This is a genomic window from Actinomadura chibensis NBRC 106107 (assembly GCF_001552135.1).
Lineage (GTDB): Bacteria > Actinomycetota > Actinomycetes > Streptosporangiales > Streptosporangiaceae > Spirillospora > Spirillospora chibensis.
On record NZ_BCQP01000016.1, the window covers coordinates 192817 to 219362 of the forward strand.

General features: G+C 74.3%; 22 protein-coding genes and 3 tRNA genes. 14 read left to right on the forward strand and 11 right to left on the reverse strand.

Features of this window, described 5'->3' with window-relative positions; translation table 11 throughout:
• Positions 1-26 precede the first annotated feature (26 nt).
• Entirely contained in the window at positions 27-977 is a 951-nt protein-coding gene (locus tag ACH01S_RS10015; protein ID WP_067888289.1) for a LysR family transcriptional regulator, read from the forward strand.
• On the opposite strand, the gene ACH01S_RS10020 is transcribed toward ACH01S_RS10015, so the two are convergent.
• Positions 974-1555 (reverse strand): YceI family protein, encoded by a 582-nt coding sequence (locus ACH01S_RS10020; protein WP_067888292.1) that lies wholly within the window; start codon positions 1553-1555, stop codon positions 974-976. The genes ACH01S_RS10015 and ACH01S_RS10020 overlap by 4 nt on opposite strands.
• A gap of 139 nt (positions 1556-1694) precedes the next feature.
• Here ACH01S_RS10020 and ACH01S_RS10025 point away from each other — a divergent pair, with 139 nt between their 5' ends.
• From ACH01S_RS10025 to ACH01S_RS10050, 6 genes are all read left to right on the forward strand, one after another.
• Positions 1695-2510 carry a universal stress protein gene (locus ACH01S_RS10025; protein WP_067888565.1) on the forward strand — a complete coding sequence of 272 codons (816 nt, stop codon included), beginning with the start codon at positions 1695-1697 and terminating at the stop codon, positions 2508-2510.
• A gap of 172 nt (positions 2511-2682) precedes the next feature.
• A complete protein-coding gene (locus tag ACH01S_RS10030) occupies positions 2683-3657 on the forward strand; it encodes a CHAP domain-containing protein (protein WP_067888295.1) in 975 nt (324 codons plus the stop codon).
• A gap of 42 nt (positions 3658-3699) precedes the next feature.
• Positions 3700-3772: transfer RNA gene (locus ACH01S_RS10035), tRNA-Gly, on the forward strand.
• A gap of 28 nt (positions 3773-3800) precedes the next feature.
• Positions 3801-3871, forward strand: a tRNA-Cys gene (locus ACH01S_RS10040).
• A 25-nt stretch (positions 3872-3896) separates the two neighbouring features.
• A tRNA-Val gene (locus ACH01S_RS10045) sits at positions 3897-3971 on the forward strand.
• Between the two features lie 164 nt (positions 3972-4135).
• Positions 4136-5215, forward strand: a complete 1080-nt coding sequence (locus ACH01S_RS10050) for a hypothetical protein (protein ID WP_067888298.1) — start codon at positions 4136-4138, stop codon at positions 5213-5215.
• A gap of 60 nt (positions 5216-5275) precedes the next feature.
• Here the strand turns inward: ACH01S_RS10050 and ACH01S_RS10055 are convergent, their stop codons facing one another.
• From ACH01S_RS10055 to ACH01S_RS10080, 6 genes are all read right to left on the reverse strand, one after another.
• Positions 5276-6484 (reverse strand): TolB family protein, encoded by a 1209-nt coding sequence (locus ACH01S_RS10055; protein ID WP_169809243.1) that lies wholly within the window; start codon positions 6482-6484, stop codon positions 5276-5278.
• Between the two features lie 207 nt (positions 6485-6691).
• Complete coding sequence (locus ACH01S_RS10060) at positions 6692-8272, reverse strand: AMP-binding protein (RefSeq protein WP_067888300.1); 1581 nt, start codon at positions 8270-8272, stop codon at positions 6692-6694.
• Positions 8269-9648, reverse strand: coding sequence for a S41 family peptidase (locus ACH01S_RS10065; protein ID WP_067888302.1), 1380 nt, complete (start codon positions 9646-9648; stop codon positions 8269-8271). The genes ACH01S_RS10060 and ACH01S_RS10065 overlap by 4 nt, the downstream gene beginning before the upstream one ends.
• Positions 9648-11744 (reverse strand): S9 family peptidase, encoded by a 2097-nt coding sequence (locus tag ACH01S_RS10070; RefSeq protein ID WP_067888305.1) that lies wholly within the window; start codon positions 11742-11744, stop codon positions 9648-9650. The genes ACH01S_RS10065 and ACH01S_RS10070 overlap by 1 nt, the downstream gene beginning before the upstream one ends.
• Before the next feature lie 2 nt (positions 11745-11746).
• A complete protein-coding gene (locus ACH01S_RS10075; protein WP_067888308.1) occupies positions 11747-12676 on the reverse strand; it encodes an electron transfer flavoprotein subunit alpha/FixB family protein in 930 nt (309 codons plus the stop codon).
• Positions 12669-13430: an electron transfer flavoprotein subunit beta/FixA family protein gene (locus ACH01S_RS10080; RefSeq protein WP_148344644.1), complete on the reverse strand. Its 762-nt coding sequence runs from the start codon at positions 13428-13430 to the stop codon at positions 12669-12671. Before ACH01S_RS10080 ends, ACH01S_RS10075 begins: the two co-directional genes overlap by 8 nt.
• Positions 13431-13573: 143 nt before the next feature.
• Here ACH01S_RS10080 and ACH01S_RS10085 point away from each other — a divergent pair, with 143 nt between their 5' ends.
• From ACH01S_RS10085 to ACH01S_RS10105, 5 genes are all read left to right on the forward strand, one after another.
• The gene (locus ACH01S_RS10085; protein ID WP_067888314.1) at positions 13574-14731 is read left to right on the forward strand and encodes an NAD(P)/FAD-dependent oxidoreductase; all 1158 of its coding nucleotides are present in this window, start codon (positions 13574-13576) and stop codon (positions 14729-14731) included.
• A 112-nt stretch (positions 14732-14843) separates the two neighbouring features.
• Positions 14844-16466, forward strand: coding sequence for an ABC transporter substrate-binding protein (locus ACH01S_RS10090; protein ID WP_067888317.1), 1623 nt, complete (start codon positions 14844-14846; stop codon positions 16464-16466).
• Positions 16466-17419 carry an ABC transporter permease gene (locus ACH01S_RS10095; protein ID WP_067888320.1) on the forward strand — a complete coding sequence of 318 codons (954 nt, stop codon included), beginning with the start codon at positions 16466-16468 and terminating at the stop codon, positions 17417-17419. Before ACH01S_RS10090 ends, ACH01S_RS10095 begins: the two co-directional genes overlap by 1 nt.
• On the forward strand, positions 17416-18222 hold the full coding sequence (locus ACH01S_RS10100; RefSeq protein WP_067888323.1) for an ABC transporter permease: 807 nt from the start codon (positions 17416-17418) through the stop codon (positions 18220-18222). The genes ACH01S_RS10095 and ACH01S_RS10100 overlap by 4 nt, the downstream gene beginning before the upstream one ends.
• Positions 18219-20006 carry an ABC transporter ATP-binding protein gene (locus ACH01S_RS10105; RefSeq protein WP_067888326.1) on the forward strand — a complete coding sequence of 596 codons (1788 nt, stop codon included), beginning with the start codon at positions 18219-18221 and terminating at the stop codon, positions 20004-20006. The genes ACH01S_RS10100 and ACH01S_RS10105 overlap by 4 nt, the downstream gene beginning before the upstream one ends.
• A gap of 24 nt (positions 20007-20030) precedes the next feature.
• Here ACH01S_RS10105 and ACH01S_RS10110 read toward each other — a convergent pair whose 3' ends face one another.
• From ACH01S_RS10110 to ACH01S_RS10120, 3 genes are all read right to left on the reverse strand, one after another.
• Positions 20031-21242 carry a PucR family transcriptional regulator gene (locus ACH01S_RS10110; RefSeq protein WP_067888329.1) on the reverse strand — a complete coding sequence of 404 codons (1212 nt, stop codon included), beginning with the start codon at positions 21240-21242 and terminating at the stop codon, positions 20031-20033.
• 23 nt (positions 21243-21265) lie between these two features.
• Complete coding sequence (locus ACH01S_RS10115; protein ID WP_067888331.1) at positions 21266-22507, reverse strand: metal-dependent hydrolase family protein; 1242 nt, start codon at positions 22505-22507, stop codon at positions 21266-21268.
• A gap of 133 nt (positions 22508-22640) precedes the next feature.
• Positions 22641-23807, reverse strand: coding sequence for a diaminopropionate ammonia-lyase (locus ACH01S_RS10120; RefSeq protein WP_067888334.1), 1167 nt, complete (start codon positions 23805-23807; stop codon positions 22641-22643).
• An 87-nt stretch (positions 23808-23894) separates the two neighbouring features.
• Between ACH01S_RS10120 and ACH01S_RS10125 the strand changes: the two genes are divergently transcribed.
• Positions 23895-24548: a GntR family transcriptional regulator gene (locus tag ACH01S_RS10125; protein ID WP_067888337.1), complete on the forward strand. Its 654-nt coding sequence runs from the start codon at positions 23895-23897 to the stop codon at positions 24546-24548.
• Here the strand turns inward: ACH01S_RS10125 and ACH01S_RS10130 are convergent.
• Positions 24536-25243: a MerR family transcriptional regulator gene (locus tag ACH01S_RS10130; protein ID WP_067888340.1), complete on the reverse strand. Its 708-nt coding sequence runs from the start codon at positions 25241-25243 to the stop codon at positions 24536-24538. The genes ACH01S_RS10125 and ACH01S_RS10130 overlap by 13 nt on opposite strands.
• Positions 25244-25333: 90 nt before the next feature.
• Here ACH01S_RS10130 and ACH01S_RS10135 point away from each other — a divergent pair, with 90 nt between their 5' ends.
• Positions 25334-26503, forward strand: coding sequence for an erythromycin esterase family protein (locus ACH01S_RS10135; protein ID WP_067888343.1), 1170 nt, complete (start codon positions 25334-25336; stop codon positions 26501-26503).
• Positions 26504-26546: the final 43 nt, after the last annotated feature.

Consider the following 26546-nt stretch of genomic DNA (forward strand, 5'->3'; position numbering starts at 1 on the left):
GGTTATGGGCGACGTAGGATCGGGGCATGGCCGACGACTCGTCCCCGCACGCCCCGGTGGCGCGGCGCGTGCCCGACCTCGGCGCGCTGGAGCTGCTGCTCGCGGTCGTCCGGCTGGGCAGCGTCGGGCGGGCCGCCGCCGAGCTCGGCGTCACCCAGCCCGCCGCGAGCGCCCGGATCCGCGCGATGGAGCGGCAGGTCGGCGTCGCGCTGCTGGACCGGTCGCCGCGCGGGTCCCGGCCGACCGAGGCGGGCGCGCTGGTCGCCGAGTGGGCCCGGCAGGTGGTCGGCGCGGCCGAGGAGCTGGCGGCGGGCGTCGAGGCGCTGCGCGAGCGGCGGGACGGGCGGCTGCGCGTCGCGGCGAGCCTGACCGTCGCCGAGTACCTGATGCCGGGCTGGCTGGTGACGCTGAAGTCGGTCCGCCCGGGGGTGGCGGTGACGCTGAGCGCCGCCAACTCGACCGTCGTCGCCGAGCAGGTCCGCGACGGCGCCGCCGACCTCGGCTTCGTCGAGGGGACGCGGACGCCCGCCGGGCTGCACGGCACGGTCGTCGCCGCCGACCGGCTCGTCGTCGTGGTCGCGCCCCGGCACCGCTGGGCCCGCCGCCGCTCCGGGGTGTCCGCGGCGGAGCTGGCGGCGACGCCGCTCGTCCTGCGCGAGCGGGGGTCGGGGACGCGCGAGGTGCTCGACCGCGCCCTCGCCGCGCACGGCGGGACGGCGCCGCCGCTGCTGCAGCTCGCGTCCACTACGGCGCTGAAGTCGGCCGCCGCGTCGGGCGCGGGCCCGGTCGTGGTGAGCGACCTCGCCGTCGCGGACGAGCTGTCGGCCGGACGGCTGGTCGCGGTGCCCGTCCCGGAGCTGGACCTGTCGCGGCCGCTGCGCGCGGTGTGGCCCGCCGGGCGGCGCCCGTCCGGTCCGGCGCGGGACCTGCTGGGCCTCACGCGCGGCGGCACGCGCCCGGGAACGCGTCCCGGTTAGGCGGGGGCGTCCTCGGCGGAGTGGACGGCCTGGATCTCCAGCGCGATCGCGATCTCGTCGCCGAGCATGACCTTGTCGCCCTGGAGCGGGACGTTGAACGCGATCCCGAAGTCGCGGCGGCTGATCGACGCGGTCGCGGTGAAGCCCGCGCGGGTCCCGCCCCACGGGTCGGGCCCGACGCCGTGGAACTCGGTCAGCAGCCGGACGGGCCGCGTCACGTCCTTGATCGTCAGGTCGCCGTCCAGGTGGTAGCGGGGGGTGCGGGCGCGGCGGCCGATCGCGGCGGGGGCGACGCCCGTCCCGGTGAAGGTCATGACGGGGTGCTTCGCGACGTCCAGGAAGTCGGACGAGCGGACGTGCTCGTCCCGCTCGGCGCTGCGGGTGTCGATCGACGCCATCCGGATCTCGGCGCGGGCGCTGGAGTCGAGCGGGTCGGCGCCGATCACGACCTCGCCCCCGAACTCGGGGAACGAACCGCGTACCGTGGTCATGAGGTGCCGGATCGTGAAGGTGATCTCGGAATGGACCGGGTCGATGGTCCAGCGGCCGGACGCGAGGTCGGAAACCTCCACTCCCATGCCATATCCCCCCAAAGATTGACAACCAGGAAAAGCTACCGCAAATCCGTACTGGTCTGACCGGCGTCGCCGGGGGAATGCTTGGTGCCATGATCGGATCGATCGGGCCCGCGGGCCGCCGGCCCGGGACGTGGCCCACGTGATCGGCGAGCACGTCCTCGCCGGGTACGTCAACGACGCGGGCGGGCGGGAGGCCCTCGACCTCGCCCGCGCGATCGTCGCGCTGACCGGCGGGCGGCTCAGCCTCGCGACCGTCCACCCGCCGGACCTGCCCGCGGCCGCCGGGGAGGCGCGGACCGTCCTGGACCAGGCCGCCGACCTGCTCGACGGGGATCCGGTCGACCTGCACGTCCAGGAGGGGCGCAGCGTCGGCCGCGGCCTCACCGTGCTCGCCAGCCGGATCGGCGCCGACCTGATCGTCGTCGGCTCCCCGGAGGGCGGCGCGCGCGGCCGCATCGGCGTCGGCGCCGCCGCCGACCACCTGCTGCACTCGGCGACCGAGGCGGTGATGCTCGCGCCGTCCGGGTACGTCCCGCCGGAGGAACTGGCCCGGATCACCGTCATGTACGTCCGGCGGCCGCAGTGCGACGAGGCGGTCATCCGCGCCGCGCAGGCCGCCGACCGGCTGGAGGTCCCGCTCCGCCTGGTCACGCTCGCCGTCGGGGACGTCGGCGGGGACGCGGGCGCCGAGCGCCTCCGCGACGACCTCGCCCTCGCCATCCGGCTCGCCCTGGACTCCGCCGACCTCCTCCCCGAGGACGTGTCCGCCGACCTCGCCGAGGGCGCCGACGTCGCCGACGCGCTCGACGACGTCGACTGGGCGGACGGCGAGCTCCTCGTCTGCGCGTCCAGCGAGGACGCCGCCGCGCACCGGGTCTTCGTCGGCGAGGTCGCGCTGAAGGTGCTGCGGGCCGCGCCGTGCCCGGTGACCGTCCTTCCGCGGGGCTACTTCTAGTAGTCCGATTTGACCGTTTCCGTGGAACAGGTTGCCGGTCACCGTTTACCTCGACTACATTCCCTCGAGATCAGAACGTGACCTTGGGGCGCGCGCCGGCGTGGCCCCGGCACGTTCCGTCCCCCCGGTCGGGCACCACCCTGCCCGCACGAGCGAGACGGCAGGGAGCGAGATGGACCCGATCGGCAAGAAGCTGCTCGACATCGCCGAGAAGGAACTCGGCTACGCCGAGAAGGGCGACGGCTACACGAAGTTCGGCGAGTGGTACCGCAAGAACGTCGACGGCGACCACGACTCGTACTTCACCACCGCCCCCTGGTGCGACATGTTCCTCGCCTGGGCCGCCGACAAGGCCGGGGTCGCCGAGCAGGCGGGCCAGTTCGCCTCCACCGTCGACCACGCCCAGTGGTTCAAGAAGAACCACGCGTGGGGCCACGACCCCGAGCCGGGCGCCATCGTCTTCTACGACTGGAACGGCTCCGGCGACATCGACCAGATCGACCACGTCGGCATCGTCGAGAAGGTGGACGGCCGCACCCTGCACACCATCGAGGGCAACGCCGACGGCTACAAGCTCATGCGCAAGACCCGCGACATGGACTCCGTCGTCGGGTTCGGGTACCCGTCCAAGATCAAGGCCGCCGAGACGGCCTACACGCCGAAGCACGCCGCGCCCGCCCCGACCGTCGACAAGATCGGCTCCCCCGCCTCGGTCACCGCCACGCACGAGCAGCAGGAGCACGCCGCGCCCGGGCACCTGCCGACGCAGGAGGTCGTCCTCGGCGGCATCCTCGCCTTCATCCTGTGCGGCACCGTCGCCCTCGCCGCCGGCCGCGCCGCCGCCGCGAAGGCGCCCACCACGCCGCCGATCCGCGTCCGCAAGCGGGGCAAGCACCACCGCCCGGCCACCCCGGTCGCCCTCCCCGCCGACATGACCCCCGCCGACCTCGACCGGGCGGACGCCGGGACCACCGTCATGCCGATCCTGTCCCTCGCCGCCGCCCACGAGGCCGAGGACCGCGAGTTCTGGGGCCGCATCGCCCACCTCGAAGAGGACTCCGAACTCGCCTTCTGGAACTCCCTGCACGCCGATCTCACCGAGGAGACCGACGCCGCCCGGTACGCAAGCACGCCGGGATTCCGCTAGAGTTGTGCCTGCGAGCCCGGAGGGCGACCTCCGGACCGGCACGCGGACGTGGCTCAGTTGGTAGAGCATCACCTTGCCAAGGTGAGGGTCGCGGGTTCGAATCCCGTCGTCCGCTCTGAGAGGCCCCGATCCGGCCTCGCTCTGGTGGAGTGGCCGAGAGGCGAGGCAACGGCCTGCAAAGCCGTCTACACGGGTTCAAATCCCGTCTCCACCTCGCGTAACACGCCGAACCCCGGCACGGGCGATTAGCTCAGTGGGAGAGCGCTACCTTGACACGGTAGAGGCCACTGGTTCAATCCCAGTATCGCCCACCACATATCACCGCAGGTCAAAGGCCTGTTGTGGTCGATCCATTCTTCTGGCGTATCTCCTTGGCGAGTACGCGTTCAACGCATCCTTTGTCGCGGTCGCGGGTGCTTCTGCGGGGGGCGTGTATCCCGTGTGCGTATCTCCAGGTGTCGACTCACTTGGAGGAAAGATGCGGAACCCGATAACGCGCGCCCTTGCCCTGCTGGCGGCGCCCTTCGCGGTCGCGGCGGCCGTCGTACCCGCCCAGGCGGCCGCCGCGGCTCCCGCGCACTACCAGTTGACCGTGATCAAAGCCGCGAACGGCGCGTTCGGGAACGTTCCGTACGCCATCAACGCCGCCGGGCACACCGCCGGGCTCGGCTCGTTCCCCGGCGGCGGCGGTCAGAGCGCCTACCTCGCCACCAGTCCCACGCAGTTGACCAGCCTGCCCGGGATCGTCCCCAACGACCCGTCCCTTGCCGACGCCACCGCGGCGTACGGGGTGAACTCCTCCGACACCGTCGTGGGCTCCGCCTACGACACGCTGCCGATCCGCCAGACGGCGGTGGTCTGGCGCAACGGCGTCCCGACCGATCTGCACGTCCTGGACACCGACGGGCACGTCCAGGCACGGGCGATCAACGACGCCGGTCAGATCGCCGGGACGGGGTTCGACACGGGCACCGCGTGGCTGTACCAGAACGGCCGGGCGTCCGTCCTGCCGCCGCTGCCGGGCGGCCACGCCGCCGAGGCGTTCGGGATCTCGGCGGACGGCCAGGTCCTCGGCCTGTCCTCGACCTCGAACGACACCAGCAACGCCGAGGCCACGGTGTGGCGCGACGGGACGCCGCGGGACCTGGGCTCGCTGCCCGGCAGCACGTGGTCGGAGGCGCACGCCATGAACGCCGACGGGGTCGTCGTCGGCGCCGCCGGGGTCGGCGGCGGCGAGTTCGCCCCGCGCCACCCCGTGATGTTCAGCGGCGGCAAGGTGACCGACCTGTGGCCCGACCTCGGCGGCAGCACCTTCGGCGCCGCCCAGGCCATCAACAGGTCCGGCACCATCGTCGGCGACGGGCGCGGCGGCTGGGTCTACAGCAACGGCGTCCGCACCGACCTGACCACGCTCATCCCGGCCTCCAGCGGCATGCGGATCACCGCCGCGTACGGCATCAACGACGCGGGCCAGATCGCCGCGTCCGCCGTCTCCACCGACAACCGGCGCCTCTCGTTCGCCGTCCTGCTCACGCCGGTCGCGGGCGCGGCCTCCTAACCGACGAGGCGGCCCGCACGCCGGGTGCGTGCGGGCCGCCCTTTCAGTCGTCCTCCGGAGTCACCTTCTGGTGCTGGTGAAGGCGTCGCCGAAGCCGTTGTCGTCGCCGGGGACGAGGTTGGACGCGGCCGACCCGAACAGGACGGTGCGCCCGTCGCCGCTGATCGCCAGCGCCTCGCTGCGAGCGTTGCCCGCCTCGCCCGTGGGCGTGACGCTGACCCGCGTCGTCGCCTGCGTCCGCAGGTCCGTGACGAAGACGTCGACCGTGTCGTTCGCGTCCTCGCCCGGGGACAGGTTCGTCGAGCGCGACTCGTAGGCGACGAACCGGCCGTCCGCGCTGATCGAGGCCCACCCGCTGTCGCCGTTGCCCGGGGCGCCCTGGGCGGTGGCGCTGACCTGCCGGGTCGTGCCGCGCCACAGGTCCCGGCGGTACACGTCGGTGGTCCACTCGCCGCTTCCGGCGCCGAAGGCGACGTAGCGGCCGTCCGCGCTGATCGACGGCGAGCCGCTGCCGAGGTCGAACTGGGCGCCGGAGACGGTGAAGCTCGCCCGCGTGGTCGTCTTGGCCTTCCGGTCCCGGACGAACACGTCGGTGGAGTCGTTGGTGTCGCCGGGGACGATGTTCGGCGCGTACGACGAGAACGCGACGTAGCGGCCGTCCGCGCTGATCGAGGGCTCGCCGCTGGAGCCCTGGGGCGCCTCGCCGGCGGTGCTCGTGCTGACCAGTTCGGTGGTCCCCGCCGTCACGTCGCGCAGGAAGACGTTGAAGTAGCCGGTGTCGGAGCCGGGCGTGAGGTTCACCGAACTGGAGCTGAACACCACGAAGCGTCCGTCGGCGCTCACCTTCGGCGAGAACGCCGCGGAGTTCCCCTGGTCCTCGTCGCTGTCGACGTGGAGGTTGGTGGTCGCCCCGGTCCAGCGGTCCTTCAGGAAGACGTCGAAGGATCCGTTGGCGTCCCCGGCCACCAGGTTGGACGCCTCCGAGGTGAAGGCGACATAGCGGCCGTCGGCGCTGATCGAGGGTTCGGAGCTCTTCCCGTTCCCCTCCGTCCCGGCGGCGGAGACGCTCACCCTCTCGATCTTGTTCGTTCGGCGGTCGCGCACGAAGACGTCCGGGACGCCGTTGGTGTCGCCGGGCACGAGGTTGGAGGCCGCGGAGGTGAAGGCCGCGTAGCGGCCGTCGGCGCTCAGCGCGCCGCCCCACCTGAACCAGTCGGCGTTCTGCCCGCTGTCGGCGTTCCCCTCGGCGCCGGTGTCGGTGACGCTCACCCGGCTCGGCGCGGAGCCGGGCCGTGCCGAGGCCCCCGTCTCAGCGCCCGCGGGTTGAGCCAGCGTGACCTGAAGCATTAAGCACCCGGTCGCGATCGGCAGAACGACGGGAGCGCCAAGCGCACGTCGCAGCATGCATCCATCTCCTAACAGTCAGAGCGCAATTCATACGTTGCTTAATATTGACGCGCTTGATCACCGAGCGGATTACAGGCCGACCGGATTCCCGCCGTTCGCGGGCCCGTCGTGAGGGGCGGCCTCCCCCGCTCGCATGTCGTGCGCTCGCATGTCGTGCGCGGCGCCCCGGCCGGTCGGCAGGAGGTGCTTGGCGATCCGCTCGGACGGCGTCATCGGGAACTCGTCCACGTACTCCAGGAAGCGCGGCACCTTGAACGGGGCGAGCCGCTCGCGGACGAAGGCGATCAGCTCGGCCGGGTCGGTCGGCCGCCCGACCTGGACGAACGCCTTGACCTCCTCGCCGCGCAGGTCGTCGTGGACGGCGACGACGGCCGCCGCCCGGACCGCGGGATGCCGCACGAGGACGGCCTCGACCTCGGCCGCGGCGATGTTCTCCCCGCCGCGCCGGATCATGTCCTTGCGCCGCCCGACGAGATGGAAGCGGCCGCGGTCGTCCCGGCGGGCCAGGTCGCCGGTGTAGAGCCAGCCGTCCCTGATCCGCTCGGCGGTGGCGGCGGGGTCGTTCCAGTAGCCCCGCATCATCGGCTCGCCGCGGACGACCAGCTCCCCGTCGACGATCCGGGCCTCCTTGCCCGGCACCGGCACCCCGATGGCGCCGGACCCAACCGAGGACGTGTCGTCCATCGGGACGAACAGGTCGGCGCCCGTCTCGGTCATCCCGTACGCCTCGCGCCACGGGACGCCCCACCGCTCCTCCATCGAGGCGTGCAGTTCGGGGACGATGCCCGAGCAGAGCACGATCCGGACGTCGTGCTCGCGGTCGGCGGGGTCCGGCGGTTGCCGCAGCAGGAACACCGGCATGGTGCCGAGGACGTAGAAGAAGGTGACGCCGTGCTCGCGCACCGACTTCCAGAAGGTGGACGCGGAGAAGCGCGGCAGGATGACCAGCGGGATCCCGGCCGACAGGCACAGGACCGTGTTCCACTGGGGGTCCATGTAGGAGAACGGCTGGGCGGTGAGGTCGACGTCGGTCTCCGTCACGCCGAGCATGCCGCGCACGATTTCGGCGGTCCGCAGCCAGTAGCCGTGGGTGAGGACGCAGCCCTTCGGAAAGCCCGTCGTGCCCGAGGTGTACTGGATGTTGGCCACGTCGTCCGGGCCGAGGTCGGGCGGGTCGAAAGCGGCCGGCGCCCCGGCGAGTTCGGTACCGGCGTCGAACGTCCCGGGTCCGGCGGGGACGTCCGGGGCGGGGCCCGCGTCGGCGGGGTCGAGCAGGCCCACCCGCTCGACGCCCGCGCGCAGCAGGGCGGTCGCCGCGTCCGCGCCGCCCGCGAGCGCCGCCCGGGCGCCGGAGTCGCCGATCACGTGGGCGAGGTCGGTGCTGCGGTAGCCGATGTTGACCGGCACCGCCACCGCGCCGAGGGAGGCGATCGCGAGCCAGGCCACGGGGAAGGCCGCCCCGTTCGGCGCCATCACCGCCACCCGGTCGCCGCGTTCGACCCCGTGGGCGCGCAGGACGTTCGCCAGGCGGCCGACGCGGTCGGCGACCCGGCCGACGGTGAGCGTCACCGAGCCGAAGCGCAGCAGCGGCCGGTCCGGCGCCGTCGCGGCGCGCTCGCGCAGCAGCCCGCCGAGGCTAGCCGCGCTCATGCCCGGCCGCCGAGGACGGCGACGGCCCGGTCGAACGCGGAGTCGCGGTCTTCCGCGAACTCCTCCTCGGTGAAGACCGGGGTGCGGATGTGCGGGGGCACTCCGGCCCCGTCGAAGGTCGTCCCGTCCCGGGTGAGGTACTCCTCGTTGGGCACCCAGAGGCTCCAGTCGTTGGGCAGCGGGCATTCCATGACGTCGGAGAAGACGCCCTGGGTGTTCTCCCCGATCCGGACGACGCGGCCGGGCCGTCCCATCAGGGCCTGCGTGAACGTCTCCCCCGCGCTGTTGGTGGCGTCCGAGGTGAGCAGGGCGATCGGCCCGGTGTAGCGGGGCGCGGCGGCGGGCCTGACCATGATCGGCTGGGGCCGGGTGAACCGGGCGGGGTCGCCCGGATCGTTGCGGGCCCGCTTGCGGTAGGCGAGGTAGGGCCTGTCGGTGAGCCGCGCGGCCAGTTGCAGGCCGAGCGCGTCGTAGCCGCCGGGGTTGTACCGGACGTCGATGATCAGTCCGCGCATCCGGCGGCGCGGCGTGATGACCGCGTCGAGGGCCTCGGCGAGCCGGGCCCGGTCGGCGGCGTAGTCGAAGTCGCTTCCGGTCGCGTATCCGAAGAACCCGGCCACCCGCAGGTAGCCGATCCGGCCGGGCAGCTCGGCGAACGTGAGCTGGCCCGACGCGAAGTCCCGCCCCTTTCCGCGCAGGTCGCGGCGGTCGATCAGCTCCTTCACGCGCACGCCGAGGGCGCGGGTCGTCGGCCGGGTGCCGGGACGCAGCCCGGTGAACTCCCGCTCCCCCGCGAAGATCCCGGTGTGCGCGTCCCCGAGCGGCTCGATCATCGTCCGCAGGATCCGGAAGAGCCGCTCGTCGGTGGTGGACGCGTCGACCATCGGCCGGTACCGCCTCCGCTGCGCGGCCCAGTCGACGCCCCGCTGCCGGAAGAAGGGGTAGTTCTCGGCGAAGGTCTGCCAGAAGACGTCGAAGGCGCCCACCGGCCCGGACGGCTGCGGCCCGCCGCAGGGCGCGGGCGGTCTGCGGAGCCTGGCCAGGGCGCGGTCTCCGGCGGACCCGTCGGCGTGGAGCGTCGCGGCGTCCGGCCGAGGGCCCGGGCGCAAGCGGATGGTGTTGCCGTCGCTCAGCCGGTAGACGGCGGCCGCTCCGGGACGCGGAGCCCCGACCCGGGTCGCCTCGTCGATGGGAAGGCAGCTGATGGACGTCGTCTGGAACAGGGTCGCCTTGGCCGTGTCGACCGTGAGGACCATGCCGTACCCGTCCGAGCGCCAGACCCCCGTGAGGGACGCGGACGGCGCGGGCGCGGCGGCCAGCGCGGGGCCGGGGATCAACGCGAGTGAGAGCGCCGCCGCGAAGATCGGGGCTCGCATCAGTGGTCCTCCTCGGGTCGCAGGGTTTCCAGGAAGAAGGAGCGGACGGCGTCGTCGTAGTACTCGCGGGCCGCTCCGCGCGGGTGGTGGTCGACTTCGGGCAGCAGGACGAGGTCGTACGGCTTACCGGCTCTCACCAGGGCGTCCACGAGTTTGATCGTGGCCGAGAAGGGGGCGTTGACGTCGCTGGTCCCGGCGATGACGCGCAGCCGTCCGCGCAGCCGTCCGGCGAGTTCGAGGCTCGACGCCGCCGCGTACCCCTCCGGGTTGTCCTGCGGCGTGGACATGTACGGCTCGATCGCCATCGCGTGGTGGTCGTCGAGGTCGGCGACCGGCATCGCCGCGACCCCGGCGCGGTAGAACCCGGGAGCGGTCAGCATCCCGCGCAGGGCCATGTAGCCGCCCCAGGAGTGCCCGAAGATCCCCACCCGGTCGAGGTCGAGGTAGGGACGCTCGGCGGCGGCCTGCCGGACGGCCGCGACGTGGTCGGGGATCTCGTGCCGCCCGAACCGCCGGTACCCGGTGTCGTGGAACGCCTTCGACCGGCCGGGCGTCCCCCGGGCGTCGAGGACGACGCACACGAAGCCGAGCGCGCTGAGCGCGGCGGCGAACGCGCCCCGGGCCGGGTCGTACCGGCGCGGCACGCGGGTCTCCTGCGGGCCGCCGTAGATCAGGTCGATGACCGGGTGGGAGCGGCTCTCGTCGAGGTCGGGCGGCAGGTAGATCAGCCCGTGCAGCTCGGTGCGGCCGTCGGCCGCGACCGCCGTGAACTCCTCGGGCGGCCGCCCGCCGGACCGGGACGCCCGGCGCGGGCGCAGCACCGCGACGAGCCGGCCGGACGCGGCGTGCAGGCGCGTCTCCGGGGGCCGGTCGGTGGCGGAGTGCGTGTCCAGATAGAACCCGGACGACGGGCTGAACTCGATGTCGTGCTGGCCGTCGTCGTCGGTCATGCGGCGCAGCCCGGTGCCGTCCAGTCCCACCCGGTAGAGGTGCCGGTCGTAGGGGCGCGCGGGCGAGGCGGCGGCCTTGAAGTACAGCAGCCCGGCGGCCTCGTCCACCGCCGCGATCCCCTGCTCCGGGGTCTCGGCGCCCGACTCCGGGTAGTCGAGGTCGATCCCGGCGACGGGCAGGTCCAGGTCGCCGGTGAGCGGCGTGCAGTCGCGCCCGTCCGCCGAGTACAGGTAGAGCCCGGCGAGGCCGGACCGCTCGGACCGGACGACGAAGCGCCCCGACGCGGGCAGGACCCTGATCATGTCCGTGGCGATGCCGAAGGCGGACGGCAGGACCGACTCCCCCGCCTCCTCGAACAGCAGGTCGGTCGTCCCGTCCGGGTGGGCGGCGAGGAGCCTGATCCGCGTCCGCACCCGGTTGATCGTGACCAGGTGCAGCACCTCGCCCCGGTCGCTCTGGTGGAAGCCGAGGAAGGCCGCGTACTGGTCGGGTTCGGCGCCGATGTCGATGGGACGCGCCCGGCCGCTCCGCACGTCCACGAAATGGGGAAGGAGCTGCGGCAGCGGGCCGCCGCTGCGGGTGTAGGGCACCCACTCGACCTCCTCCCACGCCTTCAGCCAGTGGACGACCGGCATCCGGCGCACCTCCGAGAGGTCCACGCGCAGCGCCGCGATCCGCGTGCCGTCGGGCGACCACCGGGCGCCGCCGACCTCCCAGGGCCGGTCGGCGGCGCCCGAGGCCGTCAGCCGTTCGGCGCGGTCGTCGACGGTGTGCCGCAGGCTCAGGTCGGGGCCGGTCCGGCCGAGGGCGAGCCGCCCCGTCGGGTCGAGCACCTCGACCACGTCGGGGTCGCCCGCGAGCGCGCCCGGCCCGAGCGTCCGCGGCCGCCCGCGCTCCCGTTCCTCGACGGCGCGGGCGCTCAGCTCCTCCGCCTCGCCCGTGCGCGGGTCCAGCCGGACGCACCGTCCGCCGCCGCTGAACGCCAGCGTCCCGCCGGAGCGGGTCATGCCGTCGAGCCCGCCGGGGAGCCCGGTGAGGTCGATCTCCTTGGGAGCCCCGCCCGCGGCGGGGTCGACCAGGTAGAGCCGCCCGTCCAGGACGAGGCACAGCTCGTCGCCGTCCGGCAGCCAGAAGGTCCGGTCCACCGCTAGCCCTCTCGTTCCAGCCGCCGCAGCAGCGCGTCGGCGACCTCGTTCGCGTCGGCCGTGATCACGAGGTCGGCCAGCCGGACGATCGGCGCGTCCGGGTCGGTGTTGACCGCGACCACCCGGCCGCTGGACCGCATGCCCGCCGTGTGCTGCACCGCGCCGGAGATCCCGAACGCGACGTACAGGTCCGGGGCGACCGTGGCCCCGGTCTGGCCCACCTGGTGGGCGAAGGGCAGCCAGCCGCCGTCCACCGCCGCGCGGGACGCGCCGAGCGCGGCCCCGGTCAGCTCGGCGAGCCGCCGGTAGCGGGCGACCGCGTCCGGGCCGCCGACGCCGCGCCCGACGCTCACGACCACGCGCGCCCCGGCCAGCCCCCGCGCGGGCTCGGCCGGGCCTCCGTCCAGGGGGCGGACCGTCAGCGCGCTCGGCCCCGAGGCCGCGTCGGAGTGCTCCAGCACGGGGGTGCCGACCGTCTCCGGGCCCGGCCCCGGCCTGGCCAGGACGATCACCGGCCCGGCGGGCAGCCGCTGGACGAGCCGGTGCCCGCCGTCGAGCACCGGCCGCTCGGCCTCGATCGCGCCGTCCGGCGCGCGGCCGAGCCGCTCCACCGCCCAGGCCACCGGCAGGTCGAGGGACGCGCACAGCCACCCGGCCAGGTCGCGGGCGGGCTGCCCCGAGTCCAGGACGACGAGCCCGGCCGTGGACAGGAAGGGGGCCAGGAGGGGGGCCAGGGAGGGGCCGAGAGCCGCCGGGTCGTGCCCGGTCAGCCCTGGCGCCGCCACCACCCGGTCGGCCGGGAGCCCGCGGGCGCCGTCGTCGGCGGCCGCCGCGCCGAGCAGGACGACCCGCGTCGCCATGCCGGTCGGGGCGACTCCCAGCAGGGACCGCGCGGTGCCGAGGTCCCGGGCGACGACCGTCAGCTCACGCACCGGACGCCTCCCCGGCCAGCAGGGCGAGCAGCGCGTCCACGCCCTCGTCGAACCCCATGACGGACGCGGCCCGCTCCGGGACCTCCGCCTTCACCACCCGGACGTCGCGGACGGCCTCCTCCGGGAGCCGCAGGCCGAGATCGTCCGCCGACAGCGCGGTGGGCGCGGCCGACTTGGTTCTCAGCAACTCGCGCAACGCGGGACGGCGGGGTTCGATCACGCCCTCGACGAACGACACCACGGCGGGCAGCGGCGCGGTGACCCGCTCGGGCCCGCCGCCGAGGTCCCGCACGACCGTCAGCGTCCCGCCGTCCAGGGCCGCCTGCCCGGCGCGGCTCAGCAGCGGCACGCCGAGGCATGCCGCGACCGCGGCCGGGACCGTCCCCGAGGACCCGTCGGCGCTCTCGTACCCGCAGGCGACGAGGTCCGCGCCGACCCGGGTCGCCACGGCCGCGATCGCGCGGGCCGTGGCGCGGACGTCGGCGCCCGCCGGGGCGTCGTCGCCGACCCGGACGATCGAGTCGGCGCCGAGGGCGAGCGCCCGCTGGAGCGCGCCGGTCGCCCCCGGCGGTCCGAGCGTCATCGCGACGACCCGCACGGCCGCGCCGCCGTCCCGCAGCAGGCGGGCCCACTCCAGCGGCACCTCGTGGACCGGGTCGAGCCGATGCGGCACCCCGTGACCGGTGAGCGCGCCGCCGCTCAGCCGCAACCGGGCCGGTACGTCCTTGACGGGAACGAGGATCGTCAGGTGCATGCCGAGCACGGTAGGCCCGGACGGGCCCCGCGCTCGCCCGTCATCTGACGCCGAATCGGGCCGCCCGCTTAGACATGGGTCGCGCGACAGCCGGACGGCCGGAACCTAGCGTCGAGGCGAAGACACCGAGTTGGAGGAGTGAGATGGCGGCCTACGACGTTGCGATCATCGGTGCCGGGGTCCACGGGGCGAGCGCCGCCCTGCACCTGGCCGAGCGCGGGGCGGAGGTCGCGGTCCTGGAGCGCGGCGGCCCGGCGTCCGGGCCCACCGGACAGTCGAGCGCGGTCGTCCGCGGCTACTACGTCAACGAGTTCCTGGCCGGGCTGACCCGCGAGTCCGCCGGCCTCTTCCGCGGCTTCGCCGACTGGACGCACGGCGGCGACGCGGGATTCGTCACCACGGGCGCGCTCTTCCTGCACGCTCCCGGCGACGGCGAGCGGATGCGGGCCACCGTCAAGCGGCTCAACGCGCTCGGCACCCGGACCGAGCTGCTCGCCGCCGACCAGATCGCCGCCGACTTCCCGGCGTTCGACCTCACCGGCGTCGGCTGGGCGGCGTGGGAGCCGGGCGCGGGCTACGCCGACCCGGTGGGCACCACGGTCGGCATGCTCGCCCGCGCGCAGGCGCTCGGCGCGCGGCTCCTCCAGGACACCCGCGTGACCGGCATCGAACCGCTCGCCGGCTCCGTCCGGCTCCGGACCGCGTCCGGCGAGGAGGTCACGGCCGGGCGGGTGCACCTGGCGGCCGGGCCGTGGACGCCCGTCCTGCTGCGGATGCTCGGCGTGACCCTCCCCCTGCGCGCCGAACGGCACATCATCGCGACCTACGGGTGGGGCGAGGCCGAGCCCGTGCCCTACGTCTGGGCCTCGATGCCGGACGGCGTGTACGTCAAGCCCGAGCTCAGCGGCCAGTTCCTCGTCGGCACGCTGTGGGAGGAGCCGGAGGCCGACCCGGACGACTACTCCGGCGAGCTGTGGCCGGACGAGCACCTGCGCATCGCCGACGCCCTCGTCCAGCGGATGCCGGGCCTCGCCGGGGCCGCCGCGTTCTCCGGCTACGCGGCACTGTACGACGTGGCGCCCGACTGGCAGCCGGTCATCGGCGCGGTCGCGGACCGCGTCACGATGGTCGCCGGGACGGCCGGGCACGGCTTCAAGTGGGCGCCCGCGCTCGGCGCGCGGATCGCCGACCTGCTGACCGGCGGGCCCGCCGACCCGGGGCTGGCGCAGTTCCGTCCCGGCCGGTTCGGCGAGGGCGCGCTGCTGACCGGCGGATACGGGGACGCCAAGATCATGGGATGAGGCGCGACACATGTCGCGCGGGCCGCCGGAACGACCTGACGATCGTCGGTCGTCTCCCGGGCCGGACGGCTTCTAGGTTCTCCCCAAGCGCCACAGGCAGGGAGAAGGATCCATGAACCGTCCCATCGGCGGCTGGCGCCGCCTCACCGCCGTCATCGCAGCGTCGGCGCTGCTGCCGGCCGCCGGTTGCGGCGGCGGCGGCAGCGCCCGATCCACCGGGCCCGCCAAGGCGGGCACCGGAGAGGTCGCCAAGGTGACGTGGGGCATCGACAGCGCGCCCCGCAGCCTCGACCCGGCGCACGCCTACGACGGCAAGTCCGCCCTCGTGTACCAGCAGGTCTACGACTCGCTGCTCTACCTGGACGCGGCGGGACGGATCGTGCCGGGCCTGGCCACGTCCTGGAGCCAGCCCGACCCGCTGACCTATGTGTACCGGATCCGCACCGACGCGAAGTTCTGGGACGGCAAGCCGGTCACCGCCGAGGACGCCGCGTTCTCCCTCGGGCGGCACGCCGACAAGAAGGTCGCCAGCGAGTTCGCCACCTACTTCGGCGCGGTCAAGAGCGTCGCGGCGACCGGCCCCGGCACCGTGACGGTGAAGCTCAGCAGGCCGGACCCGTTCTTCCGGTACATCCCGGCGCTGGCGGGCCAGGTCGTCCAGCGGGCGTTCGCGACCGCGCACGCCAAGGACCTCGGCACCCCGCAGGTCGGCACGATGGCCAGCGGGCCGTACAAGGTCGAGTCGTTCTCGGCGGCGACCGGCGCGACGCTGGTCAGGAACCCGTCCTGGTGGGGCCCGAAGGCGGCGGTCAAGCGGCTGGAGTTCAAGGTGGTCGGCGATCCGGAGACGCTCCGGCTCGCGGCCCAGTCGGGGGCGGTGGACGGCACCTTCCTGTCCGACCCGTCGCTGTCGCGGCGCTGGCGCGACGGGCGGGGGATGACCGTCAAGTGGGTGCCGTCGCCGCAGACGGTCTACCTGTCCTTCGACGTGGCGACGGTGCCGTTCGACGACGTCCACGTCCGCCGGGCGGTGTCCCTCTCGGTGGACCGCCGCGGCCTGTCGACCGCGCTGTTCGGCGGGCACGCGCGGGTGGCGAGGAGCCTCACCCCGCCGGAGAGCTGGGGCGACCTGGCGTCCCCGGACAAGGTGCGCTCCATCTACGCCGGGCTCCCCGAGCCGTCCTTCGACACGGCGAAGGCGAAGGCCGAACTGGCCCAGTCCCGTCATCCGCAGGGCTTCCAGGTGACCGTGCCGTACCCGGCGTCCATGAAGTGGCTCGGGGACGTCCTGCAGAGCCTTCAGCAGAACCTCAAGCCGCTGAACATCACGTTGACCGCCAAGCAGGTGCCGTTCCAGGAGTACGTCGGCAACCTCTACAGCCACGAGAAGCTGGGGCTCCAGCTCATCCCCTACACGCCCGAGTACCCCGACCCGGCCGGGATCCCGTCGCTCGTCCTCGGCACTGAGCAGATCAAGGGCGGGTTCAACACGTCCGGGTTCAGCACGCCCGAGATCGAGAAGTTCCTCTCGCAGCAGCGCGCCGCCAAGCGTCCCGACCCGGTCGCCGGGCTCGGCCGGATCGACGCGGTCATCGCCGACCAGCAGCCGTACGCGCCGCTCTTCTACACCGACAGCGGCCTGGCCCTCAACCGCGAGCTGGTCTTCGACGGGGACTACAGCGTCTGGCTCAACTTCTCCCAGCAGTGGGCCACCCGACTCAAGCCGGCCGCCTGATGGGCCCCGTCACCCGGCTGATCGCCCGGCGGCTGCCGATCGCGGCGTGCCTGCTCCTCGGGATCTCGCTCGCCGTCTACGGACTGCTGGCGCTGGCCCCGGGGTCCACGGAGCGGGCGCTGCTCGGCACCCGGCCCGCGTCCCCCGAACTGCTCGCCGCGATCCGCGAGCGCCACCACCTGGACCAGCCGTTCCCGCTGCGGTACGCGCACTGGCTCGGCGGCCTGCTGCGCGGCGACCTCGGCGACTCGGTCCAGACCGGCGAGCCGGTCACCGCCCGGATCGGGGAGCGGCTGCCGGTCACCCTGGAGCTGGCCCTCTACGCCACCCTGCTGATCGTGCTGCTCGGCGTGCCGCTCGGGCTGCTGGCCGCCGCGCGCCGCGAGCGGGCCGCGGACCGGGCGGTCACCGCCGGGGCCGTGGTCGCCGTCAGCGCGCCGAGCTTCGCGCTCGGCACCCTGCTGCTGTACGTGTTCGGCGTCAAGCTCGGCTGGTTCCCCGTGTTCGGCGCGGGCACCGGGTTCGCCGGACGGGTCCGGCACCTCACCCTGCCCGCGATCGCGCTCGCCCTGTCGCAGATCGCGCTCGTGACCCGGCAGACGCGGGCGGCCGGGCTGGACGTCGTCGCCCGCGACTACCTGACGTTCGCGCGGGCCCGCGGGCTGCCCGCCCGGCACGTCTGGGGACGCTACGCGCTCCGGAACACGGCCGTGCCCGTGGCGACGTCCGTCGGGCTGGTGCTCGCATACTCGATGAGCGGCGCGGTCCTCGTCGAGGTGACGTTCTCGCTGCCCGGCCTCGGCGCGCTCATCATGGAGTCGGTCGCGGCCAAGGACGTCCCCGTCGTCCAGGGGGTCGCGCTCGTCGCCGGGGCCGCCACCATCGGGATCAACCTGCTGGTGGACCTCGCCTACCTCGCCCTCGACCCGCGCCTGCGCCGGGCGGCCGCATGAACGCGCGCCGGTGGAGCCCCTCCGTGGTCGCCGCCTCGCTGCTGGTCGCGGTGTTCGCCGTCGTCATGGCGGCGGGCGACCTGCTGGCCCCCATGGACCCGGGGCACGGTGAGCTGGCGGACAGCGCCCGGCCGCCCGGCGGCGGCCACCTGCTCGGCACCGACGAACTGGGCCGCGACATCCTGTCGCGGGTGCTCGTCGGCACCCGCGACGCGATCGCCGGTCCGGTCGCCGTCGCGGTCGCCGCGACCCTCGTCGGGACCGCGCTCGGGCTGCTCGCGGGCTTCCGCGGCGGCTGGATCGACGCGGTCGTCATGCGCTGCGCCGACTTCGCCTACTCGCTGCCGGTCGGGCTGATCGCCATCGTCGTCGTCGGCGTGCTCGGCGGCGGCTACCCGGTGGCGGTCGCGACGCTGACGGCGCTGGCGATCCCCGTCGACACCCGCGTCGTGCGGGGCGTGGTGCTGACCCAGCGCGGCCTCCCCTACCTGGAGGCGGCGCAGGTGCTCGGCCTGCGCAAGAGCCGGATCGCCGTGCTGCACCTGCTGCCCAACGTGCTGCCCACGGTCGTCGCGAACTGCCTGCTGACGTTCGTGTACGCCCTGGTGTCGCTGTCGGGGCTGTCCTTCCTCGGACTGGGGTCGCCCGCGGGCTCCCCGGACTGGGGCCGCATGCTCTCAGAGAACAGGACCCTCTTGGACGTCAACCCCTGGGCGAGCGTCACGCCCGCGCTGCTCATCGTCCTCGTCGCGGTGAGCGTCACCGTCCTCGGCGACCGGCTGCTCGACCGGGCCACCGCATGACCCCGCTCCTTGAGGTCGCCGGGCTGCGGGTCACGGCGCGCCCGGACCGGCTGCTCGTGGACGGCGTCGACCTCGCCGTCGGGCCGGGCGAGAGCGTCGCGCTCGTCGGCGAGTCCGGCAGCGGCAAGTCGCTGACCGCGAAGGCCCTGGTGGGGCTGCTGCCGCCGGGGCTCACCGCGTCCGGCGAGGTCCGCTTCGACGGCGCGGCCCTCCCGGCGAAGCCCGACCGCAGGTCCCGGGCGCTGCGCGGGTCGGGCATCGGGCTGCTGCTCCAGGACCCCTTCACCATGCTCAACCCGGTGTCCAGGGTCCGGACGCACCTGGACGAGACCCGCCGCGCGCACGGCCACGGCAGGCTCACCCGGACGGAGATCGCCGAGCGGCTCCGCGAGGTCGGGATCACCGACCCGCACGTCGCCGACCGGTACCCGTTCGAGCTGTCCGGCGGGCTCCGGCAGCGGGTCGCGCTGGCCGCGAGCCTCGCCGCGGACCCGCGCCTGCTCGTGGCCGACGAGCCGACCACCGCCCTGGACGCGACCACCCAGCACGACGTGCTGGCCCTGATCCGGCGCACCCAGCGGACGCGGGGCATGGGCCTCCTGCTCATCACCCACGACCTGCGGGTCGCCTTCTCGCTCTGCGACCGCGTCCTCGTCATGTACGCGGGCTCGATCGTGGAGTCGGGCCCGCCCGGGGCGGTCCGCGCGGCCGCGGCCCACCCCTACTCGGCCGCGCTGCTGGCCGCCGAGCCGCCGCTCGACCAGCGGCGCGACGTGCTCAGCACGATCCCCGGGCGGGTCCCGCAGGCCGGCGCCGTCGCGGAGCGGTGCGCGTTCGCCGACCGCTGCGCCTGGCGGCGCGACGAGTGCGCGGCGAGCCGTCCGAAACTCGTCGAGCTCGCGGAGGGACACGGCGCCGCCTGCCATCGCACGCTGGAGATCAGGGAGGAACTCGTCCCCGCGCGGCCGGAGAGCGTCCCGCGCCTCGACGCGGCGCCGGTCGGGACGGCGGAGGACGTGCTGCGCGTCTCCGGCCTGGACAAGTCGTTCCGTGGGCCCGAGCGGACGAAGGTCGCCGCCCTGCGGGGCGTGGACCTGCGGATCGGGGCCGGGGAGACCGTGGCGGTGGTCGGAGAGTCCGGGTCGGGGAAGACGACGCTCGCCCGGTGCGTGCTGGGTCTCGTGCGGCCGGACGCGGGGCGGATCGAGGTCGCCGGGACGGCGCTGTTCCCGCCCCGTCCGGGCGGCGGCCCCGCGCACCGGCTCGTCCAGTGCGTGTTCCAGGACCCGTACGCCTCGCTCAACCCGCGGCACACCGTCGGGTACTCGCTCACCGAGGCGCTGCGCCAGGGCGAGTCCGGCGAGAGCGTGGCGGACCTGCTGGTCCGGGTCGGGCTGCCCTCGGGGTACGCGGGCAAGCGGCCCGCCGACCTGTCGGGCGGCGAGCGGCAGCGGGTCGCGATCGCGCGGGCCATCGCCGTCCGGCCGCGCCTGCTGGTCTGCGACGAGCCGGTCGCCGCCCTGGACGTCTCGGTGCAGGCGCAGATCCTGGAGGTGTTCCGCGAGCTGCAGGCCGGCGGCCAGAGCATGCTCTTCATCACCCACGACCTGGCGGTGGTGCGGCAGGTGGCCGACCGGGTCCTCGTGCTCTACCGGGGCGAGGCCGTCGAGTCCGGCGACTGCGGCCCGGTGCTCGACCGGCCCGGCCACCCGTACACGCGGCGGCTCGTCGAGGCCGTGCCGACCGGCGACCCCGACTGGCTCGGCGCCGGTCAGGCGGGTTAGGCCGGGTCAGGCCGGTTAGGCGGGTCAGCGGCGGCCGGTCAGGCGGGCCAGCCGCAGGCCGAGGTGGACCACCAGCCGGTCGTCGCCGTTGCGCAGGTCGATCCCGGCCAGCTCCTCGAACCGGCGGAGGCGGTGGTAGAGCGAGGCGCGGTGGATGCTCAGCAGCTCCGCCGTCGCCTTGACCTCCCCGGCGTTGTCGAGGTAGCTCTCCACCGTCGCGATGATCGTGCGAATTTGCGGGTCGTCCTGCGCCAGCAGCGCCTGGAGCCCCGGATGCAGGCCCACCTTGCGGAGCCGGTCGCGGGGGATCTCCGCCAGCAGCCCGTACACGCCGCAGTCCTCGGTGCGGACGACGACGCCGAGCGTCCGGACGAAGCGGGCCACGTCCACGGCGCGCAGCGCCTGGTCGTAGGAGTTGTCCAGGCTCGCCAGCGAGTCGTGCAGCGCGCCGATGCCCACCCAGACCCGCTCGTGCTTGCCGAGCTCCGCGAGGTAGTGGCGGCGGAGGATCGCGCCGATCTCCGGCAACCTGCGGCTCGGCCAGGACGTCCCGCCCGGCGCGACGATCAGGACCCCGTGGTCCGGACGCACGAGATGCAGGCAGTGCCGCGCCGGGAACTCGCGGCGGGTGCGCTGCAGGGCGAGCTCCATCGCGACCCGCCGGTCGTCCTGCAGCACGTCGCTGGTCGGGCCCGCCGCGACCAGCACCGTCGCCTCGCCGCCGGTGAACAGGTCGTTGTCGATCAGCTCGGAGGCGGCGAACTCGCGGACCGGGCGGTCGTGGCTGAACAGGTCCCGGACCAGCTCGCGCTCCCGGCTGCGCGCGATCTGCTCGATGAAGCTCTCGCGGAACAGGACGTCCCCGGCCTCCAGCGCGGCGTCCCTGACCCATTCCAGCAGCCGGTCGTCGGGCGGCTCGGTGAGCAGCACCCACAGGAACCCGAGCAGCGTGCTCCGGTGCCGGATCGGCGCGCACAGCCGCTCGATGGTGAGGCCGAACTCGGGGCACAGCGGGAGCAGGAACGGCTCGTCCGAGCCCTTCGGGACGTGCCGGTGCACGTAGTTCGCCAGCTCGTCGGGCACCCGCCGCTGGAGGATCGACTGCTTGCGCGCGCTGTCGACCCCCGTGTGATGGGCGCTGTAGGCGAGCAGCCGCAGCCGCGGGTCGTCGACGGCCACCGAGCGCCGCGAGCGCTCCGCCAGCCCGTCGACGAGACGTTGAAGCTCCCAGACCACATCCATAGTTTAAGTGGGCCTTTTCACCCATTGCGGACGGCTGAAATCACCCGTCCGCGATGGACGACCAGGCGGATCCGCTCCGGGTCCAGGAAGACAGTCGGGTCGTCCAGCGGGGAGCCGTCGAGCGCGACCAGGTCGGCGCACCTGCCGGGCGCGACCGTGCCGATCTCGTCGGCCAGGCCGAGGATCTCCGCGTTGGTCCGGGTCGCCGAGACGAGCGCCCCCATCGGGCCGAGCAACTCGGCCTTGAGGACGAGCTCGCGGGCGCGGCCGGACTGGTCGGGGCCGATCAGGTCCGAGCCCGAGCCGACCGGGACCCCGGCCTCGCGGGCGACGAGCACCGCCTGCCGCATGCCGTCCATCACCAGTTCGGCCCGTCCGGCCATCTCGGGGGGCAGGCCCACCGCCTCCGTCGAGTCGATCAGCTGCCGCGCGACCGACAGGGTGGGGACGAGGCTCGCGCCGTGCCGCTTCATCTCCGCCGCCGTCCGCTCGTCGAGGCGGCTGCCGTGCTCCACGCAGGTCACCCCCGCCTCCAGCGCGTTGCGGATGCCCGCGTTGTTGTGCGCGTGGGCCGTGACGTAGGTGTTCCGGGCCCGCGCCTCCCGGACGGCGGCGGCGATCTCCTCGACGCAGAGCTGGGTGTGGTCGAGCTCGTCGCCGTTCGCCAGCACCGCCCCGGTGACCATCAGCTTCAGGAAGCCCGCGCCCCGGCGGAACGCCTCCCGCGCCGCGCGGCGCATCTCGTCCGGCCCGTCGGCGAGCAGGCTCATGCCGAGCAGGCCGGGCATGTCGCGGGTCTCCCACCGGCAGGACGGCTCCCACGGCGGCGCGTAATGGCCGCCGCCGCCCGTCTGGGAGAGGATCGGGCCGCTCGTCAGCACCCGGGGCCCGGGCACCGCGCCCGACGCGATCGCCCGGACGACCCCGGCGTCGATCCCGCCGCAGTCGCGGACCGTGGTGAACCCCTCGCGGAGAGCGCGCCCGGCCGCCCCGAAGATCGCCGCCGCGATCTCGGCGGCCGAGACCTGCCCGGTCACCAGCGCCTGCAGGTCGCTCGACAGCCCCAGGTGCGCGTGCGCGTCGATCAGCCCCGGGACGAGCGTGCACCCGGTGAGGTCGACGACCTCCGCGCCCGGCGGGGGCGTGCGCGCGATCTCCCGGATCCGGCCGCCGGCCACGACGACGACCCGGCCGGAGACGGGGTCCGCCCCCGTCCCGTCGATGAGCGCGGCCCCGGTCAGCGCGAGCGTGGTCGTCATCGGCCGCCTTTCCCCAAGTGTCGAACGAGTGTCGAAGTCCTCGGGCCAGGCTCCCCGGCCGGGCGCGCCGTCGCCAGTGACATCGGTCGCGTCCGGGAGGCCGCGCCGACGACGAACGTCGCGCGGCGCGCGCTCAGGCCGGGAGGGCGCCCGCGTCCTGCCGTCCCATGGCGTCGAGATAGCTCGCGGGGTCGCTGGCCCCTTCGGTGTTGAGGAGGAGGACCGTGCTGTGCCTCGTCAGCCCGAGGGCCGTGCGAGACGCCTGGTCGGCGCAGGCGAGCCGGGCCCCGGCGAGGGACGCCGCTCCGCTCTCGCCCGCCTCGATCCCGGCCCGGGCGAAGAGCCGCATCGCTTCGCGGGCCGCGTCGTCGTCCACGGTGATGGTCGCGTCGACCGCGGCCTGCAGGATCGGCCAGGCGATGACGCTGAGCTCGCCGCAGTTCAGCCCGGCCATGATGGAGTGGTGCGGGCCCTGGACGGCGGTCGGGGCCCCGGCCGCGAGGGAGCGGTGCGCGCAGTCGGCCGCGTCGGGCTCGACCGTCGCGACGCGGGTGGCGGCGCGGGGGCCGAACCGCAGCCCGACCGCGGCGGCGAACGCGCCCACCCCGGTGGGGACGACGACGAGGTCCACGGCCTCGGCGGGGTCCAGGCCCGCTTCGGCGAGCTGCTCGTCGACCTCGTCGAAGATGGTGGCGTAGCCGTCGATGACGTGCCTCGGGACCGTCTCGTAGCCGGGCCAGGAGGTGTCGGAGACCAGGATGTCGCGGTCGTCGCGGGCGGCCTGCTCCGCCGCGTACCGCACGGTGTCGTCGTAGCCGGCGAACACCCGGACGACCTGCGCCCCCTCGCCCTCGATCGCGGCCGCCCGCGAGGCCGAGACGTCGAGCGGCACGTAGATGCGGGCCCGCATGCCGAGCAGCCCGGCCATGTGCGCCACGGCCCGGCCGTGGTTGCCGTCGGTGGCGCAGGTCAGCACGTGGTCGCGCAGCGGTCCGGCCGCCCGGCGCAGGTCGTCGAAGGAGATCGCCGGGTCGAGGCCGAGCAGGTCGCACAGCGTCCGGTGGACCCCCCAGGACGAGCCGAGGATCTTGAACGACGGCAGCCCGAGCCGGGACTGCTCGTTCTTGACGAACACGCGCCCCACCTCCAGCGTCCGCGCCAGGTCGGGCGACTCGACCAGGGGCGTGCGGTCGTAGCCCGGCATCGTCCGGTGGAAGCGGCGGGGATTGCCGCGCGGGTCATGGCCGGGGGCGGGCAGCGAACCGCCCCTCGGTGATGGGGTCATGGCGAAGTCGGGCATCGAGCCGCCTCCAAGCTCAGCGGGCGAACTGCATTCTGAATTCAGTATGTAGCATTGGAGCGTCGGGAGCGTGAGAGGGTGGCGTCCATGGCGGTCGATCGCAGGCTTCTGCGCGAACAGGTGCGGGACGAGATCCTCGACCGCCTCCTCACCGGCGGGTTCCCGGTCGGCGGCCGGATCAACGAGGTGCGGCTCGCGGCGGAGATCGGCGTCAGCCGGACGCCGCTGCGCGAGGCCCTGGCCAGCCTGGCCCGGGAGGGCGTGCTCGACGCCCGTCCGAACCGGGGCTACTGGGTGTCGGCGCTGAGCGAGCGCGAGATCCGCGAGACGTATCCGATCATCGCCCAGCTGGAGGTGCTCGCGATCAGGCTGTCCGATCCGGCGGAACTGGCCCGGCGCGCGCCGGGCCTCGTCGACCTGGCGGACGGCATGGCGGCGGGCGCGGACGCGCGGGACGTCCAGCGGGCCGACGACGAGTGGCACGCGGCCCTGCTGGAGTCCTGCCCCAACCGGCGGCTGCTCGACATGATCGGCGACACCAAGCGCGTCGTCCACCGCTACGAGCACGCCTACCTCGGCGACGCGGACAGCGTCCAGGAGTCGGTCGACCAGCACAAGCGCATAGCCGCCGCCCTGCGCGACGAAGACCTGGAGACGGCCTGCGCCGAGCTGGCCGACAACTGGACGACCTCGATGAACCGCCTCGTCGCCCGCCTCACCGGGACGAACTACAGCGGGTGACGCTCGCCGCGGGCGTCCGAGTAGGCGTCCAGGTAGGCGTCCAGGCCGGCGGCGCCCTTGAGCATGGCGCGGGCACGGGCGGAGAGGCGGGCCCGCCACTCACACAGGGCCGACTCCAGCGGGGCGACGCCGCCGGCCGAGCGGACCTGGTCGATCAGCGGGGCGATCTGCTCCAGCAGGTAGCCGCCCCGCCGGAGCTGGTGGACGAGCCGCGCGTCCCGCACGTCGGCGGCGCCGTAGACGCGGTAGCCCGTCCGGGGATCGCGGCGCGGCCGGACCAGCCCGGCGTCCTCCCACTTGCGCAGGGTGGCGGGGCGGAGGCCGAGCCGCCTGGCCAGGGGCCCGATGAGGACGTCACCGCGTTCCGCCGGCACGGGCGCGAGGTCGCGGAGCGCGGCCTCGACCGCCTGGAGGGTACGGCGGTCGTCCAGGAGCCGGTCGTGGCTCTCGTCGATGAGCAGCAGCGCGTCCTCGACGTCGCCCCGGTTGACCGCCCGCATGATCGCCGTGGCCGTCCGGTGGCCGTGTCCGGGGACGAGGGCGAGGAAGGCGCGCAGGGCCTCCGCGTGCAGCGCCGTGTAGGCGCGGTAGCCGTGGGCGGTGCGGTCGGCGGCGGGCAGCACCCCGGCGTCCTCGTAGTTCCGGACCGCCTGGGTGGACAGGCCGTGCTCGCGCGCCAGGTCCACCGGCCTCATGGGTACACGTCCGTTTGAAGGTTCATCGCCGAAGGCCCAGCAATTTCGCGGAAAAGTTTACACCGAAAGTTCAACGATACCGTCGAAGGCATGGACATCAAGGACATGGCCTGGCCGGTCGACGGCCCGGGCATCTCGGCGTTCCTGCGGTCGCTGCCCGCCCGGCCCGCGCTGCTCGGCCTGGGCGAGGCGAGGCATTTCGTCGGAGAGCTGGGCGAGCTGCGCAACGAGGTCTTCCGGCATCTGGTCGAGCACGAGGGCTACCGGTCGTTCGCCATCGAGAGCGACTGCCTCAGGGCCCTGGTGGTCGACGACTACCTCACGACGGGCGCGGGCACGCTCGACGACGTCATGGAGCGCGGCTTCAGCCACCGTTTCGGCACGCCGCCGGCCAACCGCGAACTCGTGCGCTGGATGCGCGCCTACAACCGGGACCACGACGACAAGCTCCGGTTCTTCGGGTTCGACGGCCCGCTGGAGTACTGGGCGGAGAGCCCGCGCCAGGCGCTCACCGCGCTGCACGCCCTCCTCGACGGCCCGCTCCCCCACACCCTGGAGGCCATCGACGCGCTGCTGGGCCCGGACGAGCGGTGGTCGGACGAGGCCACGGCCACCGACCCGGCCCGGTCGATCGGGCGGTCCGCCGACGCCCGGAGGCTGCGGCTGATCACCGACGACCTGGTGGGGCTGCTCGGCACCCAGGCACCGCGGCTCGGCGAGCGGGACGCGGAACGGGCCGCGCTCTACGCGCGCACCGCCGTCGGCCTGCTCCGCTACCACCACTGGATGGCCGACACGTCCCCGGAGCGGTGGACCCGGCTGTCGGCCCTGCGGGACTCGATGATGGCCGCCAACCTGCGGGCCATCGCCTCCCGCGGCGGCCCGGCCCTGGCCTTCGGCCACAACCTCCACCTGCAGCGGAACAAGAGCGCCATGCGGTTCGGCGACCGGGAGCTGGAATGGTGGAGCGCCGGGGCGATCGCCGCGACGCGCCTCGGCGACCGGTACGCCTTCCTCGCCACGGCCCTCGGCACGGCGGGCGGCGACGTCCCGCCCCCGGACACCGTCGAGGGAATCCTGTCCGCGCTCCCCTGGGACCGCGCCCTCGTCGACGCCCGCCGCCTGTCCGGGGCGATCGGCGGAGCCGTCCCGCGCGTCTCCCGCGACTTCGCCTACTTCCCCTTGGACCCGGCCCAACTCGGCACGATGGACGGCATCGCCTTCATCGGAACGGCGTCCCATCTGGACTCGGTGACCTGACGGGCGCGAATATGATCGTTCCGCTCGAAGAGGACGCGGAGGG